Annotated in this window: 25 protein-coding genes; 2 read left to right on the forward strand and 23 right to left on the reverse strand. The window is 46.5% G+C overall.

All coding sequences use genetic code 11. From position 1 onward, the window contains the following. Nucleotides 1-21: 21 nt before the first annotated feature. The 9 genes from ndk to mtrB form a co-directional block, all read right to left on the reverse strand. Nucleotides 22-465, reverse strand: coding sequence for a nucleoside-diphosphate kinase (ndk, locus tag G9G54_RS08020; protein ID WP_165177223.1), 444 nt, complete (start codon nt 463-465; stop codon nt 22-24). A gap of 110 nt (nt 466-575) precedes the next feature. Then, the gene (locus tag G9G54_RS08025) at nt 576-1,550 is read right to left on the reverse strand and encodes a polyprenyl synthetase family protein (RefSeq protein WP_061829212.1); all 975 of its coding nucleotides are present in this window, start codon (nt 1,548-1,550) and stop codon (nt 576-578) included. Next, nucleotides 1,547-2,413: a menaquinone biosynthetic enzyme MqnA/MqnD family protein gene (locus G9G54_RS08030; RefSeq protein ID WP_165177225.1), complete on the reverse strand. Its 867-nt coding sequence runs from the start codon at nt 2,411-2,413 to the stop codon at nt 1,547-1,549. The genes G9G54_RS08025 and G9G54_RS08030 overlap by 4 nt, the downstream gene beginning before the upstream one ends. Next, nucleotides 2,370-3,029, reverse strand: coding sequence for a UbiX family flavin prenyltransferase (locus G9G54_RS08035; RefSeq protein WP_061829214.1), 660 nt, complete (start codon nt 3,027-3,029; stop codon nt 2,370-2,372). Before G9G54_RS08035 ends, G9G54_RS08030 begins: the two co-directional genes overlap by 44 nt. Beyond that, a complete protein-coding gene (locus G9G54_RS08040) occupies nt 3,029-3,901 on the reverse strand; it encodes a UbiA-like polyprenyltransferase (RefSeq protein WP_028540635.1) in 873 nt (290 codons plus the stop codon). The genes G9G54_RS08035 and G9G54_RS08040 overlap by 1 nt, the downstream gene beginning before the upstream one ends. Next, nucleotides 3,894-4,622, reverse strand: a complete 729-nt coding sequence (locus tag G9G54_RS08045; protein WP_023989173.1) for a demethylmenaquinone methyltransferase — start codon at nt 4,620-4,622, stop codon at nt 3,894-3,896. Before G9G54_RS08045 ends, G9G54_RS08040 begins: the two co-directional genes overlap by 8 nt. Nucleotides 4,623-4,631: 9 nt before the next feature. Further along, nucleotides 4,632-5,501 carry a heptaprenyl diphosphate synthase component 1 gene (locus G9G54_RS08050; RefSeq protein WP_069012695.1) on the reverse strand — a complete coding sequence of 290 codons (870 nt, stop codon included), beginning with the start codon at nt 5,499-5,501 and terminating at the stop codon, nt 4,632-4,634. 116 nt (nt 5,502-5,617) lie between these two features. After that, nucleotides 5,618-6,169 (reverse strand): hypothetical protein, encoded by a 552-nt coding sequence (locus G9G54_RS08055; RefSeq protein WP_165177226.1) that lies wholly within the window; start codon nt 6,167-6,169, stop codon nt 5,618-5,620. 98 nt (nt 6,170-6,267) lie between these two features. Next, a complete protein-coding gene (mtrB, locus tag G9G54_RS08060; RefSeq protein WP_013310730.1) occupies nt 6,268-6,498 on the reverse strand; it encodes a trp RNA-binding attenuation protein MtrB in 231 nt (76 codons plus the stop codon). Nucleotides 6,499-6,535: 37 nt separating this feature from the next. Between mtrB and G9G54_RS08065 the strand changes: the two genes are divergently transcribed. Next, entirely contained in the window at nt 6,536-6,829 is a 294-nt protein-coding gene (locus G9G54_RS08065; RefSeq protein WP_165176772.1) for a hypothetical protein, read from the forward strand. Between the two features lie 71 nt (nt 6,830-6,900). On the opposite strand, the gene G9G54_RS08070 is transcribed toward G9G54_RS08065, so the two are convergent. From G9G54_RS08070 to G9G54_RS08090, 5 genes are all read right to left on the reverse strand, one after another. After that, a complete protein-coding gene (locus tag G9G54_RS08070) occupies nt 6,901-7,173 on the reverse strand; it encodes an HU family DNA-binding protein (RefSeq protein WP_013310732.1) in 273 nt (90 codons plus the stop codon). 247 nt (nt 7,174-7,420) lie between these two features. Further along, nucleotides 7,421-8,407, reverse strand: a complete 987-nt coding sequence (locus G9G54_RS08075; RefSeq protein ID WP_165177228.1) for an ABC transporter permease — start codon at nt 8,405-8,407, stop codon at nt 7,421-7,423. Further along, entirely contained in the window at nt 8,404-9,921 is a 1,518-nt protein-coding gene (locus tag G9G54_RS08080) for a sugar ABC transporter ATP-binding protein (RefSeq protein WP_165177229.1), read from the reverse strand. Before G9G54_RS08080 ends, G9G54_RS08075 begins: the two co-directional genes overlap by 4 nt. A 67-nt stretch (nt 9,922-9,988) precedes the next feature. Next, on the reverse strand, nt 9,989-11,104 hold the full coding sequence (locus tag G9G54_RS08085) for a sugar ABC transporter substrate-binding protein (RefSeq protein ID WP_165177231.1): 1,116 nt from the start codon (nt 11,102-11,104) through the stop codon (nt 9,989-9,991). A 333-nt stretch (nt 11,105-11,437) separates the two neighbouring features. Then, the gene (locus G9G54_RS08090; RefSeq protein WP_165177232.1) at nt 11,438-12,370 is read right to left on the reverse strand and encodes a zinc-binding dehydrogenase; all 933 of its coding nucleotides are present in this window, start codon (nt 12,368-12,370) and stop codon (nt 11,438-11,440) included. A gap of 131 nt (nt 12,371-12,501) precedes the next feature. On the opposite strand from G9G54_RS08090, the gene G9G54_RS08095 reads away from it, so the two are divergent. Further along, the gene (locus G9G54_RS08095; protein WP_023989180.1) at nt 12,502-13,413 is read left to right on the forward strand and encodes an MmyB family transcriptional regulator; all 912 of its coding nucleotides are present in this window, start codon (nt 12,502-12,504) and stop codon (nt 13,411-13,413) included. A 331-nt stretch (nt 13,414-13,744) separates the two neighbouring features. Here G9G54_RS08095 and spoIVA read toward each other — a convergent pair whose 3' ends face one another. From spoIVA to rpsA, 9 genes are all read right to left on the reverse strand, one after another. Further along, the gene (gene spoIVA, locus G9G54_RS08100; RefSeq protein WP_023989182.1) at nt 13,745-15,223 is read right to left on the reverse strand and encodes a stage IV sporulation protein A; all 1,479 of its coding nucleotides are present in this window, start codon (nt 15,221-15,223) and stop codon (nt 13,745-13,747) included. 38 nt (nt 15,224-15,261) lie between these two features. Continuing rightward, a complete protein-coding gene (locus G9G54_RS25560) occupies nt 15,262-15,399 on the reverse strand; it encodes a hypothetical protein (RefSeq protein WP_013371690.1) in 138 nt (45 codons plus the stop codon). Nucleotides 15,400-15,644: 245 nt separating this feature from the next. Then, complete coding sequence (locus G9G54_RS08105; RefSeq protein ID WP_165177234.1) at nt 15,645-15,995, reverse strand: 2Fe-2S iron-sulfur cluster-binding protein; 351 nt, start codon at nt 15,993-15,995, stop codon at nt 15,645-15,647. A gap of 39 nt (nt 15,996-16,034) precedes the next feature. Next, on the reverse strand, nt 16,035-16,685 hold the full coding sequence (locus G9G54_RS08110) for a hypothetical protein (protein ID WP_165177236.1): 651 nt from the start codon (nt 16,683-16,685) through the stop codon (nt 16,035-16,037). 178 nt (nt 16,686-16,863) lie between these two features. Continuing rightward, nucleotides 16,864-17,139, reverse strand: a complete 276-nt coding sequence (locus tag G9G54_RS08115) for a stage VI sporulation protein F (protein ID WP_013310741.1) — start codon at nt 17,137-17,139, stop codon at nt 16,864-16,866. Nucleotides 17,140-17,305: 166 nt separating this feature from the next. After that, entirely contained in the window at nt 17,306-18,346 is a 1,041-nt protein-coding gene (locus G9G54_RS08120) for an NAD(P)H-dependent glycerol-3-phosphate dehydrogenase (RefSeq protein ID WP_165177237.1), read from the reverse strand. Next, a complete protein-coding gene (gene plsY, locus G9G54_RS08125) occupies nt 18,339-18,947 on the reverse strand; it encodes a glycerol-3-phosphate 1-O-acyltransferase PlsY (RefSeq protein WP_039271041.1) in 609 nt (202 codons plus the stop codon). The genes G9G54_RS08120 and plsY overlap by 8 nt, the downstream gene beginning before the upstream one ends. 11 nt (nt 18,948-18,958) lie before the next feature. Further along, complete coding sequence (gene der / locus G9G54_RS08130) at nt 18,959-20,281, reverse strand: ribosome biogenesis GTPase Der (protein WP_013310744.1); 1,323 nt, start codon at nt 20,279-20,281, stop codon at nt 18,959-18,961. Between the two features lie 147 nt (nt 20,282-20,428). After that, entirely contained in the window at nt 20,429-21,655 is a 1,227-nt protein-coding gene (rpsA, locus tag G9G54_RS08135; protein WP_165177239.1) for a 30S ribosomal protein S1, read from the reverse strand. Between the last annotated feature and the right edge of the window lie 83 nt (nt 21,656-21,738).

Here is a 21,738-nt window from a genome sequence, read left to right on the forward strand (position 1 = left end):
CTTCTTCATACGTAATTAAACTTATACCCAGGTCGCCACACTTTTTTCATACCGAACGGATTCTTCCGGCAAGAAAAAATTTACAATCTCGCGCTCTGCGCTCTCCGGTGAATCTGAACCATGAATGAGGTTAAACGGTGTATGTGCTGCAAAGTCTCCACGAATTGTGCCCGGAAGAGCTTCGGTTACTTGTGTTTTACCAATCAACAAGCGGGAGAGCGTAACGATGTTATCCCCTTCCCATACCATAGCAAACACAGGGCCTGATGTGATAAAGCCTACAAGCTCTTCAAAAAAAGGCTTGCCCACATGCTCTGCATAATGCCGTTCTGCCTGTTCTCTTGATACTTGCACAAGCTTGCCAGCCGCCATTTTGAAGCCTTTGTCTTCCAGACGACTGATGATACGTCCAATCAGTCCACGTTGTACACCATCCGGTTTAACCATCAAAAAAGTACGATCCATCGGCTCACTCCCAATCCAATCTAATGTATTTATACAGTACTAAACTGTATTGTAACAGAAAGCTTGGAAACGGTTAAAGTATTTTGTCACAGCAAACCCAAAACACAACTTTAGTAGGAGCGGCGTGTTACAAAATGAGCAATATCGCGTAGCGTCTTTTTTGTTTTGACATCCGGTAGTAAGTCCAGCGCGTTTAGCGCTTTATTAATATATCGGTCGGCGAGAATTTCAGCTTTAGCGATTCCTTCACTTTTTTTGATCATATCCACCGCTTTGCGTGCATCTCCTTGCCCATCCCCATCCTGAATGCGGCGGATTTCAGCCAGTAGATCTGCACGCAGCTCAGGCTGTTCGAGCGCATAAATCACTGGAAGCGTAATATTCCCCTGTCTCATATCGCTGCCCGGCGGCTTGCCAATCTTTTTTTCCGTGCCACACAGATCGAGCAGATCATCCTGAATTTGAAAAGCCATACCTACGTTATAGCCATAGCTGTATAGCAGGGAATTGATACTTTCCCGTGCCCCTGCAGCCATAGCTCCCAACTGGCAGCTAACCGCAATCAACAATGCTGTTTTGCGCCGTATGCGAAGCAAATAATTACGCACACTCTGATCCACATTAAAAAAATCACGAATCTGTTCCATTTCACCAATGGACATCTGCACCAGCGCTTTAGACAGTACCCGGTGAATGTCGGGATTCGGCAGTCCAGCAGCAATAGACAGCGCACGTGCATATATGTAGTCTCCGGTGTACATAGCCACCCGATTGTCCCATTTGGACTTCACGGTGGGTTGACCGCGTCTCATTTCCGCATCGTCAATCACATCGTCGTGAACGAGAGAGGCAGAATGAATCAGTTCTAGAGGTACCGCTATACGCTTGAGCTTATCCAGATCATATTCTCCAAACTTGCCTCCCAGCAATACAAATACGGGACGCAAACGCTTGCCCCCTGCTTTAAGCAGATGAAGCGACGTATCATTAATCAACGGCTCCGTACTGTCGATACTGCGGTACAACTCTTCTTCTATAAAGTTCATATCCTTCTTTAATAAACCAAACAAATCCAATCGTTTCATTCTTTCACCCGTGTCAGCGTATTGTCACTCCAGAGAAGCGGCTTCACTCGTCGGTCAAGCAGCCCCAGTTCATGCGCATACTGAAAATAAAGCTCTAAACCTTGTTGTTGCTTCTCTCCAAAATCATAACACAGATTAGTAAAGTAGCGCTCCCAATAATCTCGCAGACCTCCAATTTCCTCGCATGCTTCAGAAATAACAGGCGTCAGGTCCGACAGACTACGCTGCTTGCTTGCGCGGAACGCACTCGCAATTTCAGCCACCGCGGCAGGATTCTGAGCAGCAACAGCACGTCGTACTGCCCATACAGCAAAAGTCATACTGTAGCCCGTCCAGCGCTTCCACTCTTCTCCGAGGTCCGTAACATACAGATCTTCACTTCGCCAAGATGCCTTAATCGCATGATCTCCAATCAATAGCCCTGCATCTGCCTGTTCCAGCATCAAGTCAAGATCCGGTTCACAGTCAAAATAGGAAGGATGGCCTTCCCATGCCTTTTGCATCAAAATTTTCAACAAATTCACGGATGTAGCAGACGTATTCGTAAGTGCAATGGTTCCGTTTTTGATTTCGTCCAGCGGCTTGCGTGAAAATAGTAAAATGGATTGCACAGGACCATCTGCACTGACGGATAAATCTGGCAACAATAGCATTTCCTCAGCACCCGATGCATACGCAAAGGAGGACATCGCACTGATATCCAAACTCCCAGTCAGCATACCTCGATTCAATTCAGCCGGAACTTTAGATACCATCTCCGCCGAATGGAGAAGCTTAGAAGGATTAAAAAAATGAAAAATAGGCCAAGCGTTTGTATATTTAATTTTTCCGATTGTGATTGTCTTGGTGTCCGGTGTCGGCATCGGAATCCCCCCATCTCGTAAACAGTTGATGTTCTATACGCAAGCTGTCCAATACTTTGCCTACGAGGAACAGCACAATATCATCCAGCGTCTTGGGATGAAAGTAAAAAGCCGGCATAGCCGGAATCATTTTGACGCCGAGTCTCGCAAGCTTAAGCATGTTTTCCAAATGAATGGCATGTAGAGGCGTCTCACGAGGCACAAGGATCAGCGGCCGACCTTCCTTCATCATCACGTCCGCTGCCCTCGCCATGAGATTATCGGACGAACCGTGTGCTACTGCTGACAACGTCCCCATCGAGCATGGCATGATAATCATCGCATCCACCAAATAAGAGCCGCTCGCAATCGAAGCTCCAATATCTGTGAACGGATGGTATACAAGAGAACCGGGACGGCCTCCGAATTGTTCATTCAAAGCCCCTTCCCGGTCAGTCACATTCCAGCCCAACTCCTCTTTCAACACCCGCCAGCCAGCATTGGAAACGATCAGGTGAACTGTGTATTGCAAGTCCAGCAGAGTCTCTACCAGTCGCACACCATAAATGCTTCCGCTCGCGCCTGTAATGCCAATAACGATTCGTTTGCCTTGATGTCCGCTCACCTGATTATTCATTAGTACTGACGCACCACCAAATCAATCAGTGTAAAGGCAAATACGACAGTGCTAAGTACACCGTTCATAGTAAAGAATGCCGTCTGCAATCGACTCAAATCTTTTGGAGATACGATATAGTGTTCATAAAATAAAATAATGTACGAAATAATCATGCCCGCCAGATACCACCAGCTTAAATCTGCAATAAAGAACAATACAATAAATCCGATTGCCGTAATGACGTGGAATGCCCGAGCGATGTTCAACGCACCTGCTACACCAAAACGGGCAGGAATAGAATAAACTCCTTCGTTTTGGTCAAAATCTATATCCTGACAAGCATAAATTACATCAAATCCCGCCGTCCAAAATGCAATCGTGAGATATAGTACGATAGCGGTCAAATCTATTTGTCCCGTTACTGCAACCCACGCGCCGAGTGGCGCCAAACCAATGGTCAGACCAAGTACAATATGGCAAAGCCAAGTGAAACGCTTGGTGTAAGAATAAAAAACGAGCATAAAAAAGGCCAGCGGGAACAGCTTGAACGCCAGCGGACTTAACTTGAATGATGCCCAGAATAACAACACCAAACTGACGATAATGAAAATCACCACTTCGCTCGATTTGAGCAACCCCGCCGGGATAGCGCGTCCTGCTGTGCGCGGATTTTTCCCGTCAATCACCCGGTCAATCATACGATTGAAGCCAAAAGCCGCGCTACGTGCGCCAACCATAGCTAGCAGGATCCAGCCGATCTGCGGCCAGGAGGGAAGGTTGCCTGTCACGATAACAGACCCCAATACAGCCCCCATGAATGCAAATGGGAGCGCAAATAACGTATGTTCAATTTTAATCATTTCCAAAAAAATAGCAATTTTCTTAAACATGCTGACTCTCCTTGATTCCAATGTGCAATGCCGCAATGCCTCCGGTGAGAGAATGAGCCTGAACATCCTTCAATCCGACTTCACGGAAGATGCCAGCCAACTCATCCCTTCCTGGAAAAAGCGCCAACGAATCAGGGAGCCATTTATACTGCTCATAACGTTTGGCGAACAATTTGCCGAGCATGGGCAAGATGTGTTGAAAATATGTGTAGTAAATCCCCTTGAACGGCTGCCAAGTAGGTTTGGACAATTCCAGACATACGACCTGCCCGCCAGGTTTGACGACTCGTTGCATCTCCTGTAACACATGGCGCAGGTCAGGCACGTTGCGCAGACCGAAACCAATCGTCGCATAATCAAATGAATTATCTTCAAAAGGTAGTTCCATCGCGTTGCCCTGAACAAGCTTAATTTGCTTTTCACGGGATTCTGATGTAATCTTACGCTCGCCAACATTGAGCATGTTCTGACTAAAATCCAGTCCTACGATGTGACCACTTTCACTTGCACGCGCCATCGCAAGCGTCCAGTCACATGTGCCACAGCAAAGATCAATTGCCGTATCGCCACGATGCATGTTCATTTTTTTCATCGTAAATTTCCGCCAAGCCTTATGTCTGCGAAAGCTCAGTATATCGTTCATCAAATCGTATTTACCTGCTATACTTTCAAACACGCCATGAACGAATTGTTCTTTCGGCTTGGTGTCGCTTGATCCCATCACGTTCACCTAACCTTCCCTCACAACTGGGTGCGGACTATTTAGCAGCTTCAGGAAAGGCTCAAGCATGCGTTCAAATTCCTCGATCCCCGTATTTTGATCATCTGACAGGATCTGCCGGATGTGTGTAACTGCCGTGCGAAGCTTGTCCAGTATCGCATCCTCGGCTTTGTATTTCAGAACCAGCTTACGCCATGCTTCAGTGTCAGTACCACTCTCTGAAAGCAATGCCTGCTCGTTCCGGTCCCCGTTACCATAAATATGCCAGAACATATATCCGAAACGGGACTTGTCCGGTTCTGTCCGCTTCCCCCATTCCTCCACTAAGGTATCACAGAGGGCAAATTTGTTGAGAAGCTGCTTCCAAATTTCCTGATCCTGTTCGGCTACAAGTGAAGTGAATGATAAAAAAAGTTCCTTTTTGAAACGAACCATCTGAGTTAAATACTGAGTTGCATCCAATCGGAATTGCTTCATTCCCCAGTACAAACTCATTTTCCCTGCGTTCACTTCACATACAGCATCACTCAGCTTCGAAATGGCCGTGATGCGGCCTGCCAGTGCAAGCAGCTGATAAAAACGACTGCTAAAATAGTCCCCTGCTAACACTTTCAGCTGTCTGGAACGCATCTCTTCCGGGCTCCGTATACCGGATAAAGTATCAATCATATCATGCGTATCCAGCCCCATCTGCACAAGTGAGGTTACCAATGCGTACAGTTCGTCCTCACTGGCATGCAGCTCCTGCGCATTCCGGTTCAAAAACACAAACATCAAACGGGTACGGCTGTCAGGAAAAGCCGGCATTTCCGTATGTTGTTGAATCATGTCGTATTCCACATATTTCCTTGCTAATTGGGGTACGCGATACGGTTTCATCCTAAGCCTCCGAGACATGACTTTCTGCTATACTCAAATAATTGCAATGCCTTATATTATATCACAATTTAAAATGATTCGCGACTAAAGTACTGTAGGTCCACCGGCAGAAACATCTAATCTGTATATACACCGTTAAACCTGTTTTGCCACATGGGCGTTACTGTAATGCGGAAACGGGATTTCAAATCCTCTGGCAATTCCGCGCCTTCCCGGCTTCTCAGCTGTTCCAATGCCTCGTTCGTCCACTCGTTGCGGCGTATATCGGATGCAAGCAGCAAATGACGTTCTCCTGACCATTCGTCCTGCGTCACCACCCGAAGCAGCAATTGCCGTACATTCGTCGTTCCGTAAAAGCTAAAAGCGGCAAGCTCCGCCATGTTTTGATAAATCTCTAGTGGGGCAGTTTCTTCCTTGGACAGCTTGACATCCAGGGTCAGGACTGAATGTTCCCAGCTTGCGCTTGCAATCGGTGTGGTCAACGGCAGCTCGTTCAGCGTATCCACCAGATTGTCATCCGACAGCAGCACCCGTTGCTGAGGCGAAATCGTCGCCTGCGCCTCACGAACTGCTGCGGTTCCTGAGTCCAGCACCTGTAAGGACGGCAGCAACACAGCTGCTGCGATGGTTATGAGAATGGAGCCACCGAATACAATCCAAGGTTTCATCAGAGCCTCCCCTGACCTCTACCTCATAATGTGGGTTTGCTACGGTAAAGGTCCTCACTCTCATTCTACAACAAAAAAAAGCAGGCTATGCCTGCATTTTAATCCTCCGTATCTACTACCCCGTGCTTGGTCATCACAACGGCTTTGCCGCGAATTTTAATAGCAGAAGTATGATCGGTAAATTGGACGATTAGTACCTCGCCCTTGTCCAATTTTTCTGAATGATGCAAGCGTGTATCCTGACCTCTGGTCAGACCAAAAACCTGACATCCGTTGCTTTTCGCTTTAATTACGACGTACTCACTGCTACCCGTCACGTTATCTTCCATGTCCTTTTCCTCCCTGAGAGCCGAAGCTATACTTTTTATGATGGAGATTCAAGCTAGTTTTGTCAACTACATGCTTCCCGAGCTACCTGCAACAATTAGCGTGTCCCGAGCCATACTATCCGTGCAGTCCCATCCATTAAAGAAAGGAACGGATCTGATGAAAAACTATCTTCCCGCCAATCTCAGCCCTGCCCAAATCGAACGGCTTCAACAGCTAGAGCATGAATTTGCCGAGCTAACGGGTAAACCCCTGGTGCTGATCGCTTATGCCTCGCGAAACGCCAGAACAGCTTCCTCTTCTTCAGACCATAGCACCTCTACCACGAAGTAAACAGGGCAAAAAGAAAAGGCCGTGAATCAAATTCACGGTCTTTTCAGCGCATTGGGAATATGTAAGAAATCTTATTTAATTCCGTCTTTGAGCGCTTTACCCGGTTTAAATGCCGGAATTTTGCTCGCAGGGATTTCGATTTCTTCTCCTGTTTGCGGGTTACGTCCTTTACGTGCAGAACGTTCACGAACCTCAAAGTTCCCGAAACCTACCAGTTGCACCTTATCTCCGCTTTGCAGCGCTCCAGAGATCGCCTCAAATACTGCATCGATTGCTTTGGTTACGTCCTTTTTGGACAATTCAGTGCTTTCAGAAACCTGATTGATCAAATCCGTTTTATTCATAATATTCACCTCCCAATTCAAGTGTAGTCCAGCATTAAGGTTATCGGTGTTAATGACCGATATGAGGTCGCCTGTATAAAATAACCCGGGCGGCGTACTGCCTTCCATAATGTTATCATCTGTTTCCGTTTCGTCGTTAAATATACATAGAATATACCTAACCTCCGCAATATAGGCCGAAACTGGCGTTTTATGGCACCCTTCTTGCGTGGAACAAGGTTTATAGTAATACAGTCCACAGACAATTTCAAGTACGACGACGGTTTAACACGTAAAAAGTAACGGCCAGCGCAAGTACCAGCACTACTCCTTTGACAATATCATGGGCAAAATATTGCACATTCATCATCGTTAGTCCATTAACCAACACACCGATCAATACCGCACCAATAAATGTACCAATGACATTGGGTTTACCAGCACCAAAGACCGAAAAACCGACGAATACTGCAGCTACCGCCTCCATGAGCAAAGGGGAACCTGCGTCAATTTGACCTGAGCCTACTCGCGAGGCATACAAAATTCCGGCAATCGCCGCAAATACGCCTGAAGCAACATAGGCCAGAGTACGGACTTTTTTTACCCGTATACCCGACAGACGAGCAGCTTCCTCATTCCCACCCGTTACATACATTTGACGCCCATGCTTTGTATAGGTCAAGAAAACATGCACCGCCGCCACAGCCAGTAACAGTAAAATAACCGAAATCGGGATACCCAACCATTTACCTTGCCCCAGCAAAAGAAATGCAGGAGATATCTCCCCCGGCGCCTTGCTGCCATCGGGAAACTGCATATGATTGTATATGGTATAGCCCTGAGCGTACGTTTTGTGAATCCCGCTTACAATATACATGATTGCAAGGGTTGCGAGCAAATCAGGAATACGCAATTTAATGATCAATAATGAATTTAACAGTCCTACCAAAGCGCCGACAATCAGAGACACAATAATGACCACCGCAACAGGCTGCTCATACCAGACCATCAAAGAAGCTGAAACGACCGTTGTCAAAGATACTGTAGCTCCCACCGACAGGTCAAAACCGTCCACGATAAGTGACAACGTCACACCAATGGCAACGAAAGTCACAATGGCAATCGATCCTAGAATATCCATTAAATTATCATAAGTCCAGAAATAAGGTAATGTAGATGAAAAAAACGCCAATACACCTATAATGACAACTACGGCACCGTAACGAAATGAGACGTTTAACCATTTTTCCTTCATGAATGCACCTCTTCACCGCCGCTGGCATACAACAGAAGCTGTTCCTGTTCCACTTCGCCCCGCGCAAATTCCTTTATAATTTTGCCATCATACATCACTGCAATCCGATCACCAATGCCAATCCCTTCAGCAAATTCACAGGTTAGATAGATGATTGCTTTTCCTTGCTCCGCCAACTGGCCAATGATACGGAAAATATCACTTTTTGCCCCTATATCCACACCCTTGGTTGGCTCGTCAAAAACAAATACATCCGCTCCCGAATGCAGCCATTTGCCAATCGCAACTTTTTGCTGATTCCCGCCACTCAAATATTTAACATTCTGGCGGAGTGACGGCGTCTTAATACCGAGAGAGGCGACAATCCCATTACCGTTATTTCGTTCTTTACGCCGACTGATGAAACCAAGGACACTCAGCTTCCCCAAAAGCGGAAGGCTGAGGTTTCTTTCCACACTCTCCTCAATTAGCACCCCCTGCTTACGCCGTTCCTCGGGTATAGACACAATTCCTTGAGCTACCGCGTCCGCTGGCTCTCTCAAGCGAATGGAGCGACCTTTAAAGGTCAGCTCTCCCTTATCCGGCTTGTCTGCTCCTGTAAGAAGTCGTGACAGCTCTGTCTTGCCTGCACCAACCAAACCCACAATAGAGAGAATTTCACCACATCGGACCTGTAAATCAACGCCGTGCACTCGTAATCCTTTGTGAAGCCCTTTTGCTTCCAATACCGTTTCACCAATCGGTACCTCTGTTTTTGGGAATTCCTCTTCAAATGTTTTTCCAAGCATATGCGTAACGATGTCGCCAACACTTAAATCAGAAGCAGGTCCCGTGAACACGCGCTCGCCATCACGCATCACCGTAACACGGTCACTGTGTTCGATAACCTCCGGTAATCGGTGTGTGATGAGGATACATGCAACACCCTCATCCTTGAGTGTATGGATTGTGCGGAACAAACGTCGCGTTTCTTCCTCGCTGAGCGGCGCCGTAGGCTCATCAAAAATGATGGTATTTGCTTGCTGTGTCAGAATGCGTGCGATAAGCACAAGCTGTTTTTCTGCCAACGTCAATTCAGACACATATCGTCGTACGTCAATATCTACCTCTAGACCTGCTAATGCCTCACCCGCTCGTCTGCGCATAGAGCCCGGTGCAGCCCACCATCGACCATCAGGTGCTGACAAATCGTCCATTACAATGTTTTCAGCGACGGTTAACTGAGGCACAAGCGCTGAATCGACCTCCTGATACACACAGTGAATTCCCGCTCTTTTGGCCTCCCACGGTGAACTAATGATCAGTTCCTTGCCATCAACTACGATAGCTCCCTGATCGGATAGATATGCACCGGACAAAATCTTCATCAATGTGCTTTTCCCTGCCCCGTTGGCGCCCAGCAGAGCGTGAATTTCGCCACCCTGCACCGTAAAATCCACGGCTCGCAGCGCATCTACACCAGCAAACTGTTTGCTGATTTTTTTCATTTCCAATGTATATACTTGTGAACTCATGGTGCCCCCTCACGCCTGCTTATGATAAAAGCGCGCCGAAGCGCGCCTTTTGCATGATGCAAACATTTTATTTGGACGTTTCATATTCCTTCATCCAATCCTTATAGCCCTGCTCGCTTTGGCCCCATCCCTTCACATATTGGGACAGTTCGGATGTGGAAATTTGCTTATCTGGCAGCGCTTCGCGTTGCACATATACAGCCTTCAGTACGACTTTCTCCTCCGGGTTATCCCCATGCAGCTTCTGATATGCATAGCGCACTTGTACACGCCCGATATCTGTTGGATCTACAGCTGCCGAGGCCACCCAAGGATTTTTCGGGTCCTGGATCATTTGCAAGTCCTCGTCGCTCATGTCAATGCCGTAGACTTTAATTTCCGTACGTCCCGCTTGTTGGATGGCACGGGCTGCGCCTTTGGCAAACTCATCCCAAGCCGCCCAGACGGCTGTAATTTCACCCTTAGGATATTGCTTTAATACAGCTTCCATTTTGGCTTGCGTATCCAACGCAGGATTCTGAGCCGAACCAAAAGTCGCAATTTCTTTAATATCTGGATTGGATTTCAAAAATGCACCATAAGCAACCTGACGACGTTCCATCGGTGCAAATCCGGCAACCCATACTTTCACAATGTTGCCTTTGCCACCGATATCCTTTTTCATTTGCTCCAGCGTCAGCTCAGCCATGTTTTGGTCATCCTGTGAGAGCACTACCGCACCCGGGACATTGACCGCAGCATCGAACACGATAACCGGAATATTGCGGGAAATTGCTTTTTTCAGCCCTGTCTCCAGCAATGCATCACCGTGATCAGTCAAAATGACATCAAACTGCTGGTTAATCGCACTATCAAGCAGAGAAGCCATTTTAGCCTTATCGTTATCTGCCACAAACTTAGTCAGCGTACCGCCAAATTTCTTAACTTCCTCTTCCACGCCTTGAACATACTGTTGCGAAAATGTGCCCGTGTTAAACTCCATGATCAACGCAACCCGCTTACCCTTTAGATTTAAATTGTCCGTTTTTCCGTTTGTTGTATTCGATCCCGCAGTGCTTGTCCCTTGAGTGCCGCTCTCTGTTTTCGGCACGCCACATGCAGTGACCAGCAAAACCAACACCAGTAGCATGATAGCCCCTAGCCCTAGCTTTTTGTTTCTTTGGAGCTCTTTTTGGATATTCATGATTTCATTTCCCCCTCGTTCAATCCACAAAATGATTCAAATTTGATACTTAATATATCGCTTTAAACCAAGTATGTAAATAGGTTTTATGAAATATAGAAAAAATTCCGACTACATATGACAAAATACGACAATTCCACAAAAAAATTAAACAACCGCCCCCGATTGAATAACGGGGAACGGTTGCTGCATAGAGGTGTCTTTTTAGCTCTCTACTTGACAGGGTACGCCACAGGGTCGATTTTTGCTTATGCTTAAAATGTGAACATCATGAGCGGAGACTAGCCTGGAGATACAATCTCCTTGTCATTTTCAATATGAGGACGCTCCCATCTAACTTATTTGGAGCACTGCTTTACCAGAAAACTTCCGATCTATCAGTTGTTGGGCAATAGTTCCAATTTCCTTCCACGATGCCTCCACTTCGATCCTTGGTACTAACTGGCCTTTTGAAACAAGCTCACCTAGTAATTTCAGATCTTCCGCTGGCGAATAGCGATTTATCTCCTCTCCTAGAAAGAAGCTATACAAGGTCCTACCCCCTAAGCCCCTGATATTAATCGTTGCGTAAGGTGAGGACGAATGTCCCATGGATACACAAATCCCTTCTGGCACAAGCTGAGGTAGTAATGCAGCTAGCGTATCACCACCTACTGAATCCAAAATTAGATGATAAGGTCCAAATGCATCAACCGATAAAATCGCCGTATCTCCAACGACAACCTCATTAGCACCAGCCTCTTGAACAAGTAGAGCTTTTTCCTTGGTTCTGGATACACCTACTGTAAAAGCTCCTGATTGCGCTGCTAGCTGGTGTGCAAAAATCCCCACTCCGCCAGTCGAGCCAGTTACCAATATCCGCTTACCGAGCAGCATTCCTCCTTTTCTAAGCGTATAGAGCGCTGACAGACCGGCTACCGGTAAAGTAGCAGCCTGGGCGAAGGTAATATCATCGGGAAATTCAGCCAGTAATGAAGTAGGGGCAGCAACTTGTTCGGCCCATGCTCCCATTTGGAGAAGGCCTACCACACGGCTTCCTTGTTTCGGACCCGTGCCATCTTTGGCCTGCTCGATGACGATCCCAGCAAAATCCCAGCCTGGTCTGATCTGTCTTCCATTATTCCTTGCATCTACAACTTCACCCCGATTAAGAGAGAAGGCCTGTACTTGAACGATCGCTTCCCAAGGCTGGGCCTGTGGGGCGGCTACTTCCTTTATCGCGAAAAATCCTGAAGCAAACGGATCTGTTACAATTGCACGAACCATACGATCTCCTCCATGATTATCATTGAGAACCTCTTGTAAATAGCTCACCTTTTTCACAATGTAGTATACTGTAGGGAATCATCTGCACCAAGTGTAGAACTACACCTCATTATGAAAAGGATTGAAAAAGGATGACCATGCACAAGGACGAGGACTTCCAATATAAAACATTAAAAATCGTATTGGGAGAGATTGAAGCTGTTCGCATGAAACGTCAACGGGAATATACTGAGCTATCTCACCCGTTATTGAAACGATTTACTCAGCAGGAGCTTAATGATGAGGCATGTCCTACGTATAAAAATCTATTGGTTGGACGGTCTCGTCGAATACCGGATCGGCAAACGATGATCCATATTGCTGAGTATCTGGAGTGCACTTCAGATGAGCGCAATGATCTTCTCCTCGCCGCTGATTATCTTCCGATCCATTACGAATTGGAGGGACGGTCTCTGGAGCTGGCTCTGGAGCAAGCGCAGCAGATCATGAGTAATTTGCCATTTCCGGCAATGATCGTTACTCATACCTTAGATATCAAGGGGTTAAATGAGCCGTTTCGCCATTTATTTGATATCCCCTCCGATTCTTTTATGAATGGAAAACTGAATAAAGTTGATTTTCATTTTAACTCCGATTTTTCCATTCGTCCCCGTTCTACCTTCGATGCTGAGTCGTTCGAAGAGTGGGAGTCTCATGCTATTTACGGGATACAAGCTTTCAAAAGATATAACATGTTTTCCCGATACGACCATTGGTATAAAAAGTTAATTGACAGATTTCGAAAATACGACGATCTTAATAAATATTGGAGTATGCAGCCAAAGGACTCATCAAATGAAGTTGAGCACTCTAAAATCATTTTGGCCAGAATGGGAGCCATGGCCGATTTAGCCCCCATTCGCTACAAGCAAATTCATCTTTCTGTAAGCAGCCACATGTATCCTGGAATTGAAGTGTACTTACCGATTGACGAACCTGGACGCAGAGTATTTGAATATTTGGGGTGTCCTGCCGAATGCCAGAACAACGCTTTTAATAAATAGCCAGTCAATTGCTATATCGATTATAAGAATCGTTCATTGCAAATTAAATAAGCCTCGGTGCTACGTTGAAAGAGACCAAATATGAAAATGACTACTAGGGTAATCACGTTGTGAAACTCATTAATCGGATTGTTACATTTGAACCTAAATCCCGCTAGGAGAAACGAAAAGCTCAATAAAAACAGAGGTAGTCTAGGACTTTATTTTCTCGTCCATGGCTACCCCTGTCTGGTTTTAGAGGTCAGTCTAATATTTTGTTTTTGCGAACCATAGAGAGCCAATTGCTCTCCACGGTATTTCTCTTATACATTTTTTTGGGTGTGGCTTAGCCTTAAAGAATAATAGCAATGAGACCGCCGGAGCCTTCATTAATGATACGACCCAGCGTTTCCTGCAGCTTATAGCGTGCATTGTCCGGCATCATAGCGATTTTACCCTGAATGCCTTCCCGTACAATGGAATGCAGCGAACGTCCGAAAATATCTGACTCCCAAATTTTGATTGGGTCATTCTCAAAATCCTGCATCAGATAGCGCATAAGCTCCTCACTTTGCTTCTCTGTTCCGATAATCGGAGCAAATTCCGATTCCACATCCACACGGATCATGTGTATGGAAGGTGCTGTTGCCTTAAGCCGCACACCAAACCTTGTGCCCTGACGAATCAACTGCGGATCGTCTAGTGCCATTTCGGACAATGACGGCGCTGCAATGCCATATCCCGTTGTCTTGACCATTTCCAGCGCCTCGGCGAAGCGGTCGTACTCCCGTTTGGCATGGGCAAAATCCTGCATCATTTGCAGCAAATGATCCTTGCCGCGAATCTCTACCCCGACGACTTCGACCAAAATCTGGTCATATAGCTCATCGGGAGCATACAGATCAATTTCAGCTACGCCCTGCCCCATATTCATCCCGCTCAATCCGGCCCTGTCGATGAATTCATATTCCATAAACTGGCCAACCACTCGATCTACATCACGCAGACGTCGAATATCTTTAACCGTATCGCGAACGGAATTTTCATAATTGCTACGCAGCCAGTGCTCTTCGTTCAGTACCATGACCCAGCTCGGCAGGTTTACATTCACCTCATGCACCGGAAATTCATACAATACTTCACGAAGTACGCCTGTAACATCATCTTCCGTCATAGTCGCCGCGCTGAGTGTCATAACTGGTATATCGTACTTGGCAGCCAGCTCACTGCGAAGCTGGAGTGTTTCATCACTGCGCGGATGCGTGGAGTTGATAACCAAAACAAATGGCTTGCCAACTTCCTTCAACTCCTCAATGACGCGTTCCTCCGACTCTACATAAGAGCTGCGCGGGATTTCCGCAATCGTGCCGTCTGTAGTGACTACCACACCGAGCGTCGAATGCTCCTGAATAACCTTGCGTGTACCAATCTCCGCCGCTTCCTGAAAAGGAATGGGTTCTTCGAACCATGGTGTGGAAATCATCCTCGGACCATTTTCATCCTCGTACCCTTTTGCTCCTTCTACTGCATATCCTACACAGTCAACCAGACGTACATTCACGTCCAGTCCTTCCGTTACTTTGATCTGGACGGCATTATTCGGTACGAATTTAGGCTCCGTCGTCATGATCGTCTTGCCTGCCGCACTTTGCGGCAACTCGTCTACGGCGCGGGCACGGTCCGCCTCACTTGTAATGTTCGGCAGAACAATCGTCTCCATAAACCGCTTGATAAACGTTGATTTTCCTGTTCGGACTGCGCCGACGACCCCAAGATAAATGTCTCCTCCGGTGCGTTCGGCAATGTCTTTAAAAATGTCCACTTTCTCCAATGAAATCCCCTCCTCAAAAGTCTCCGAAGGAAAAATGCTTAAAGAGCATCCGCTTCGTGTTCAACCAACTGCTTGATCCCAGATGCGGCAGAACAGCCTTTAAAATGCCCGGAAGTCGTCCGCCGCCGAGATTCAGGAGACTGATGGAATCGGCGAAACGGCGTAAACTCGTACATGCATTTGGACTGATACCATCATATGTATCCCCTCCGTAAAATATGTTTAGTTTTTTAAAAAATAGATTACGACACAGCGATCATTGCAGAAACGATATTTTACGTTTGGGTCCACTCACCTAATATATGCGGGGCAAGACTCTCCCATGACTTCGTCGCTAGACTAAATAAAAAAAGGATGTTTCTCCTGACCGTTTAGAGTCGTCGGAAACCATCCTTTTTTTATTCTCCTGACATAATCGGCATTACCACAGTTCATCATCCATCGCCTGACGCTCCAGTTGCCGCCTGATAGCCGCCTTGAGCTTATCCTCCGGTATGGTTACCTCCATATCGCCTTGGACACGGGCCTGGCAGGATAAGCGTATTCCTTCATCCAGTAAAGGTCCCAGCTTCCGCTGCTCTGCATCGCTGGGTTGACCTGCCAATTCAGCCCATTCCGGTGATATTTGTACTTTACACATCAGACAGGCTGCTTTTCCGTCACAACGAGTGGGAATATATACGCCCGCTTTACGAGCAGCCTGAAGCAATGACGTACCCTGACCGACCTGTACGCGCCTGCCTGACGGCTTAAACGTAATCTGCACATTCATGAACGGTCCTCCAGTCGTCTTTCTCCTAATACACACAGCTTATACTTCATTGCCCTTCTGGATGACAGAGTGCAACTCTGGCCAAGGCAGAAGTTCTGCAAGCTTGTCCAATTGCTCCTCATTAAAAATATTACTGACTAGTAACTGCTTCAGTACAATGATATGACGTCGCGGGTCGCGCTTCATGACATCGGCAATCGCTTTATACCGGTCGGGTCGATTTCGCAATATATTGAATAAAAGTTCATGACTGAGCGGCATCAGACGCAGTGAAGCACTCCCCAGCTCAAGCTGAACACCAGTCGACCAAAGTAGTCGCTCGATCTCTAAGCGGTATAACGCTCCGCCACATAATACCTCAAATCCTCCCACCAACTCGACTGGAAATCCCTCCAGATCATAGTGGCTGAGCAATGAAACGTAAGAGCCGCTACGGTCAACCTGCTGTCGATCTATACTCATACCCAGGGGGTGCGAATGAAGCTGCTTTGCGGCATGAATATCCGCATAAATATCAATGTCCCGAGGCAGGCGATCCAGTTCAACTTCTTGCACAAGTAGTGAACAGCTCCCGCCCAGCATCCACGGAACCGACACTGTTGACCAGCTCTCTGCCAAGCTACTCAGCGCAACTGCCAGATTGTGAGGAAGCCTGTCTACTAACACTGATGATATTGCCTCCTTCAACATTATTGCCTCCTTTTCCGTCTTTCCTTCCGTTTCCTGATGGGCATCATTATAACATGTTCGACAGGGCAGTTCGATATTTTGTGTACTGAAAAAGAGGTTACCTACTCCAAAATACAAAAAAAACCGCGAACCTTCCCGGTTCACGGTGAATAATACTAACTGGCGTGCGACCAGCGGTCTATTTTTTCATCATCATTTTCATCAACGCTTCCATATTGGAAGGATTCATTCCGCTCTTTTTGACGGCACCAACAATATCCCTTACTGTATCTTCCGACACCGGAATGTTGGCCATCGCAGACACCTGCTTGATAAGCTGACGCAGTTGCGCTTCGCTTTGAAGCGTGTCCGCCTTTACCGTGCCTGCCAGCTTTTTCACTGCATTTTCGGATATGTTTTTGCCGCCTTTTTTGTTAATGGCCTTCAATGCATCTTTCGGAAAGTTTTTATTCACAATCTCCCCTCCTCCGCCATTGCTCAACTCAGTCTATGAGTGGCAGAGACAAAAGGTGATTAAGCATACATAAGACATGCCAAACGCCTAACTAAAAAAGGCTATCTCATTATAGAAAAAATCTACCATGAGACAGCCTTTATATTATTAAAGCTCATCCGAGCCCTTAAGAATGCCATTGCTCCCAAGTTTGAAGTGGCATGACTTCCATCTCGGTCTTAGGATCGCGACCCATCAGCGCCTCAACGGCCTTACGGACATCACGTCCTTCAAACAGTACTCCATACAGCACCTCTGTAATAGGCATCTGAACACCTAATTTTTGAGAGATGGCGTATGCCGCTTTTGTCGTTCGAATACCTTCTACGACCATGCCCATAGATTCCAGCACAGCATCAAGCTGTTGGCCCTGTCCCAATAGTGACCCTGCACGCCAGTTGCGACTGTGACGACTCGTTGCAGTGACCACTAGATCGCCAATACCAGCCAGGCCGGCAAAGGTTAGTGGGTTAGCGCCCATCTCAACTCCGGCACGGGTAATTTCAGCCAATCCACGGGTCAATAAAGCCGCTTTGGCATTATCACCGAAACCAAGTCCATCTGACATTCCCGCACCCAATGCGATAATGTTTTTTAGCGCCCCGGACAGTTCCACGCCGAGCAAATCACGGTTTGTATAGACGCGGAAATAGGAGTTCATAAACAGCCCCTGTGCGACTTGTGCAGCCTTCTCATTGGAGGAAGCTACAACGACCGTTGTAGGACATTTCCTCACCACTTCTTCCGCATGACTCGGACCAGACAGCACAGCAATATCACCCTCAGCGACTTCCAGTTCTTCCGAGATCACCGTGGACATACGTTTAAGCGTTTCAGTTTCAAAACCTTTAATGGCATGCACTACCAGCATATCCTTGCTAAAATGAGCTTTCAGACTACGTGCCACCTGACGAGCAGCAGCCGAAGGAGATACGATAATCACTGCTTTAGCACCAGATACCGCAGTCTGCATATCAGTTGTAGCTGAAATGCGGTCAGACAAAATGGAGCCTGGTAAATAATGCTCATTCGTATGCTTCTCATTGATTTCAGCTGCTTGCTGCTCGTTTCTCGTCCAGACAGAGACATCGTTGTTATTGGCCGCAAGAACGGAAGCCAGGGCTGTTCCCCAACTCCCCGCGACCAGCACAGCTATTTTCTCAGACAAGACGATCTCCTCCTTTGGAGCCAAGCTTGTTCTCATTCCCACGTACCAGCTTGACTATGTTGGTACGGTGTCTCCACACAGCGAACAGACAAATGATTAGAGCCGTCCAGAATAACGGCCATGCATAACCAAGAACGAGTAATATCCAGGGAGTCAAAATGACAAATATGAGCGATCCCAAGGATACGTAACGCGTCATTACGATTGCAAGTATCGCAATGATTCCGGCATATAGTGCGGGCAGTAAAGCAAGCGATGCCAATACACCAATAGCAGTCGCAATACCTTTTCCTCCACGGAAGTGAAAATATATCGGCCAGTTATGGCCCGCAATCGCTGCAATGCCACACAAACCCGATACCCAGGATGATTCTCCACCTAACCAGTGCCCTATTAGCACTGCAATAACCCCTTTAAGTACGTCCAGCAGCAGTACCAGAATAGCTGGGCCTTTTCCAAGCACACGCAGCGTATTCGTCGCACCGGCATTGCCGCTTCCATGCTGGCGAATGTCGATTCCTTTTAATTTTCCATACAGCAAACTAAAGCTGACAGAGCCAAGCAAGTAACTGAGTACGATGGCAACGATTTGTAAAATCAACCTATTCGCTCCTAACTTTCGTCAGACTTGCGCCGTGTAAAGATACGAATTGGAGTTCCTTCAAAATTGAAGGCGGCGCGAATTTTGTTCTCCAGATAACGCTCATACGAGAAGTGCATTATTTCTGGATCGTTTACGAATACAACCATCGTAGGCGGCTTAACAGCAACCTGGGTCACATAGTTAATACGCAGACGACGTCCCTTGTCTGTTGGTGGAGGATTGATGGCAACCGCGTCGGAAATTACATCATTCAGCAAATGTGTCTGAATACGCAATACATGCTGCTGTGCCACATGCTGTACAACAGGAAGCAGCTTTTGCAGGCGTTGCTTCGTTTTTGCAGACAAGAACACAATCGGAGCATATGTCATAAACAGAAAGTGATCGCGAATTTTCGTTTCAAACTGGTGCATCGTTTTATCGTCCTTGTCCACGACATCCCATTTGTTAACGACAAACAGCGACGCTTTACCCGCTTCATAAGCATAGCCCGCAATGTGCTTATCCTGCTCAATAATGCCTTCCTCGCCGTTAATAACGACCAGTACAACATCTGCACGCTCAATGGCACGCATGGCACGCATTACACTATATTTTTCGGTCGTTTCATATACTTTGCCACGTTTACGCATACCTGCCGTATCAATCAGCACATACTTTTGACCGTCTTTTTCAAAAGGTGTATCAATTGCATCACGCGTCGTGCCCGCAATGTCACTAACGATAACCCGTTCTTCTCCCAGAATGGCGTTAACCAGTGAAGATTTACCTACATTCGGGCGGCCGATCAAGGCAACACGAATAACGTCTTCATCATAGTGATCTTCTTCAAGCTCAGGCAAATTGGACGTAATGGCATCTAGCAGGTCGCCTATCCCTGTTCCATGACTACCAGAAACAGCAATTGGATCACCAAATCCATAAGAATAAAACTCATAAATCAGATCGGCGCGACTGAGGTTGTCCACCTTATTGACAGCTACGATGATCGGTTTACCCGAACGATATAACATTTGAGCTACCTCTTCATCTGACTGTGTAATTCCTGCTTTCGCATCACTCATGAATACAATTACATCTGCTTCTTCTATTGCAAGTTCGGCCTGCATACGGATGGATTTTAAAATGACATCCTCACCATCAATCTCAATGCCGCCGGTGTCAATAATACTGAAGGATTTACCATTCCACTCCGATATACCGTATATACGGTCACGAGTGATTCCGGGTTTATCTTCCACGATGGACAAACGATCCCCGATAATCCGATTAAAAATAGTGGACTTACCCACATTCGGACGACCAACGATAGCCACAACGGGTCTTGCCATAAATTCACTCCTCCTGTCAATTCTTCCGCTATCATCATAGCAAAAAACATACCTATTGGCGATATGGTCACGTAACAACAATCGGCGAACCCTCTGGGTCCGCCGATGGTGTACGTTATGCTTATTATAAAATGTATTGATTTAAACTCATTTAAATTTGTTCAGCTTATCGCCAAAACGCTCGCCGAGCGTAATGCTCAGACCGGAATTATTGAGGGAAACGTTAGGATTATTCAGTTCCTCACGAGGTGCACGAGATGCACGTGGTGCTCTTTCTGCTTTAGGAGCAGCTTCAGGAGCTTCCTCAGTTTCTTTAATGCTCAGGCTAACACGTTTTTCGGAAGGATTCATTTCAAGAATTTTAACTTTCACTTCTTGTCCTTCTTCCAGAACTTCTTGTGGAGTTCCAATGTGTTTGTGGGAAATTTGGGAAATATGAACCAAACCTTCCACGCCAGGAGCGATTTCAACGAATGCACCGAAGTTAACCAGACGTTTTACAACACCTGTTACGATGTCATTGTTGTTGAATTGTCCAGCAGCCGATTCCCAAGGACCAGGCTGTGCAGCTTTCATGCTCAGGCTGATTTTCCCTTTTTCAGGATCTACTTTCAAGACTTTCACTTTCACTTGATCTCCTTCAGAAACTGCATCAGAAGGCTTATCGACATGAGTCCAAGCAATTTCAGATACGTGAACCAGACCGTCCACGCCGCCAACATCTACGAAAGCACCGAACTGAGTAAGACGTTGAACCGTACCTACGATTTCTTGGCCTTCTTTCAGCTCAGCCATTACTTTAAGCTTGTTGGCTTCGAATTCTGCTTCCAGAACGTCTTTTTGAGAAAGGATCACTTTGTTATTTTCACGATCCAGTTCTTTTACAACAACACGCAATGTGCGGCCTTTGTAATCACTGAAATCTTCAACGAAGTGGCGTTCTACCATGGATGCAGGGATGAATCCGCGCAGACCCACGTCTACCACGATGCCGCCTTTAACGACATCATTCACAACAACTTCAAATACTTCTTTGCTTTCGTACAGTTGCTCCAACTTTTCCCAAGCATTTTCACTGTCGATTGCACGTTTGGACAGAACAAGTTTTTCCTTGCCATCGTCAATGCTGATAATTCTAGCTTCAACCTCTTGGCCTACTTGTACTGCTTCTTCTGCGTTATCCAAACCAGAAGACAACTCGCGAATTGGAATAACTCCATCGTATTTATATCCAATGCTTACTACCGCTTGGTTATCTTCCAATTTCACGATTGTACCCTTAACGGTGTCACCTTTTTTCAGGGAGACGATTTGATCGAGCTCGTCTTGATTTGCCGCTTCAGCAGCTTCTTGATTTTTAATTTCTTCCGACATGTCAATACCCTCCTCAATTCAAAAAAAACCATTTATTTAAACCTGCGCATGGCAGAGTTCAAAACATAAATAAACTTTTGTTC

The organism is Paenibacillus sp. EKM212P (assembly GCF_011066115.1).
In the GTDB taxonomy this organism is placed as follows: Bacteria; Bacillota; Bacilli; order Paenibacillales; family Paenibacillaceae; genus Paenibacillus; species Paenibacillus polymyxa_B.

What these genes read in the sequence shown, in the direction of transcription:
- rpsA (WP_165177239.1), bottom strand. Translation starts at nt 21,655, where the DNA reads ATGTCGGAAGAAATTAAAAATCAAGAAGCTGCTGAAGCGGCAAATCAA.
- G9G54_RS08090 (WP_165177232.1), bottom strand. Translation starts at nt 12,370, where the DNA reads ATGGTTCGTGCAATTGTAACAGATCCGTTTGCTTCAGGATTTTTCGCG.
- G9G54_RS08045 (WP_023989173.1), bottom strand. Translation starts at nt 4,622, where the DNA reads ATGGGATCAAGCGACACCAAGCCGAAAGAACAATTCGTTCATGGCGTG.
- G9G54_RS08110 (WP_165177236.1), bottom strand. Translation starts at nt 16,685, where the DNA reads ATGTTGAAGGAGGCAATATCATCAGTGTTAGTAGACAGGCTTCCTCAC.
- G9G54_RS08035 (WP_061829214.1), bottom strand. Translation starts at nt 3,029, where the DNA reads ATGAATAATCAGGTGAGCGGACATCAAGGCAAACGAATCGTTATTGGC.
- ndk (WP_165177223.1), bottom strand. Translation starts at nt 465, where the DNA reads ATGGATCGTACTTTTTTGATGGTTAAACCGGATGGTGTACAACGTGGA.
- mtrB (WP_013310730.1), bottom strand. Translation starts at nt 6,498, where the DNA reads ATGGAAGATAACGTGACGGGTAGCAGTGAGTACGTCGTAATTAAAGCG.
- G9G54_RS08080 (WP_165177229.1), bottom strand. Translation starts at nt 9,921, where the DNA reads ATGAGTTCACAAGTATATACATTGGAAATGAAAAAAATCAGCAAACAG.
- G9G54_RS08050 (WP_069012695.1), bottom strand. Translation starts at nt 5,501, where the DNA reads ATGAAACCGTATCGCGTACCCCAATTAGCAAGGAAATATGTGGAATAC.
- G9G54_RS08070 (WP_013310732.1), bottom strand. Translation starts at nt 7,173, where the DNA reads ATGAATAAAACGGATTTGATCAATCAGGTTTCTGAAAGCACTGAATTG.
- G9G54_RS08105 (WP_165177234.1), bottom strand. Translation starts at nt 15,995, where the DNA reads ATGAATGTGCAGATTACGTTTAAGCCGTCAGGCAGGCGCGTACAGGTC.
- G9G54_RS08055 (WP_165177226.1), bottom strand. Translation starts at nt 6,169, where the DNA reads ATGAAACCTTGGATTGTATTCGGTGGCTCCATTCTCATAACCATCGCA.
- G9G54_RS08065 (WP_165176772.1), top strand. Translation starts at nt 6,536, where the DNA reads ATGATGGAGATTCAAGCTAGTTTTGTCAACTACATGCTTCCCGAGCTA.
- G9G54_RS08025 (WP_061829212.1), bottom strand. Translation starts at nt 1,550, where the DNA reads ATGAAACGATTGGATTTGTTTGGTTTATTAAAGAAGGATATGAACTTT.
- G9G54_RS08030 (WP_165177225.1), bottom strand. Translation starts at nt 2,413, where the DNA reads ATGCCGACACCGGACACCAAGACAATCACAATCGGAAAAATTAAATAT.
- G9G54_RS08075 (WP_165177228.1), bottom strand. Translation starts at nt 8,407, where the DNA reads ATGAAGGAAAAATGGTTAAACGTCTCATTTCGTTACGGTGCCGTAGTT.
- G9G54_RS08040 (WP_028540635.1), bottom strand. Translation starts at nt 3,901, where the DNA reads ATGTTTAAGAAAATTGCTATTTTTTTGGAAATGATTAAAATTGAACAT.
- G9G54_RS08095 (WP_023989180.1), top strand. Translation starts at nt 12,502, where the DNA reads ATGACCATGCACAAGGACGAGGACTTCCAATATAAAACATTAAAAATC.
- G9G54_RS08085 (WP_165177231.1), bottom strand. Translation starts at nt 11,104, where the DNA reads ATGAATATCCAAAAAGAGCTCCAAAGAAACAAAAAGCTAGGGCTAGGG.
- der (WP_013310744.1), bottom strand. Translation starts at nt 20,281, where the DNA reads ATGGCAAGACCCGTTGTGGCTATCGTTGGTCGTCCGAATGTGGGTAAG.
- G9G54_RS25560 (WP_013371690.1), bottom strand. Translation starts at nt 15,399, where the DNA reads ATGTACGAGTTTACGCCGTTTCGCCGATTCCATCAGTCTCCTGAATCT.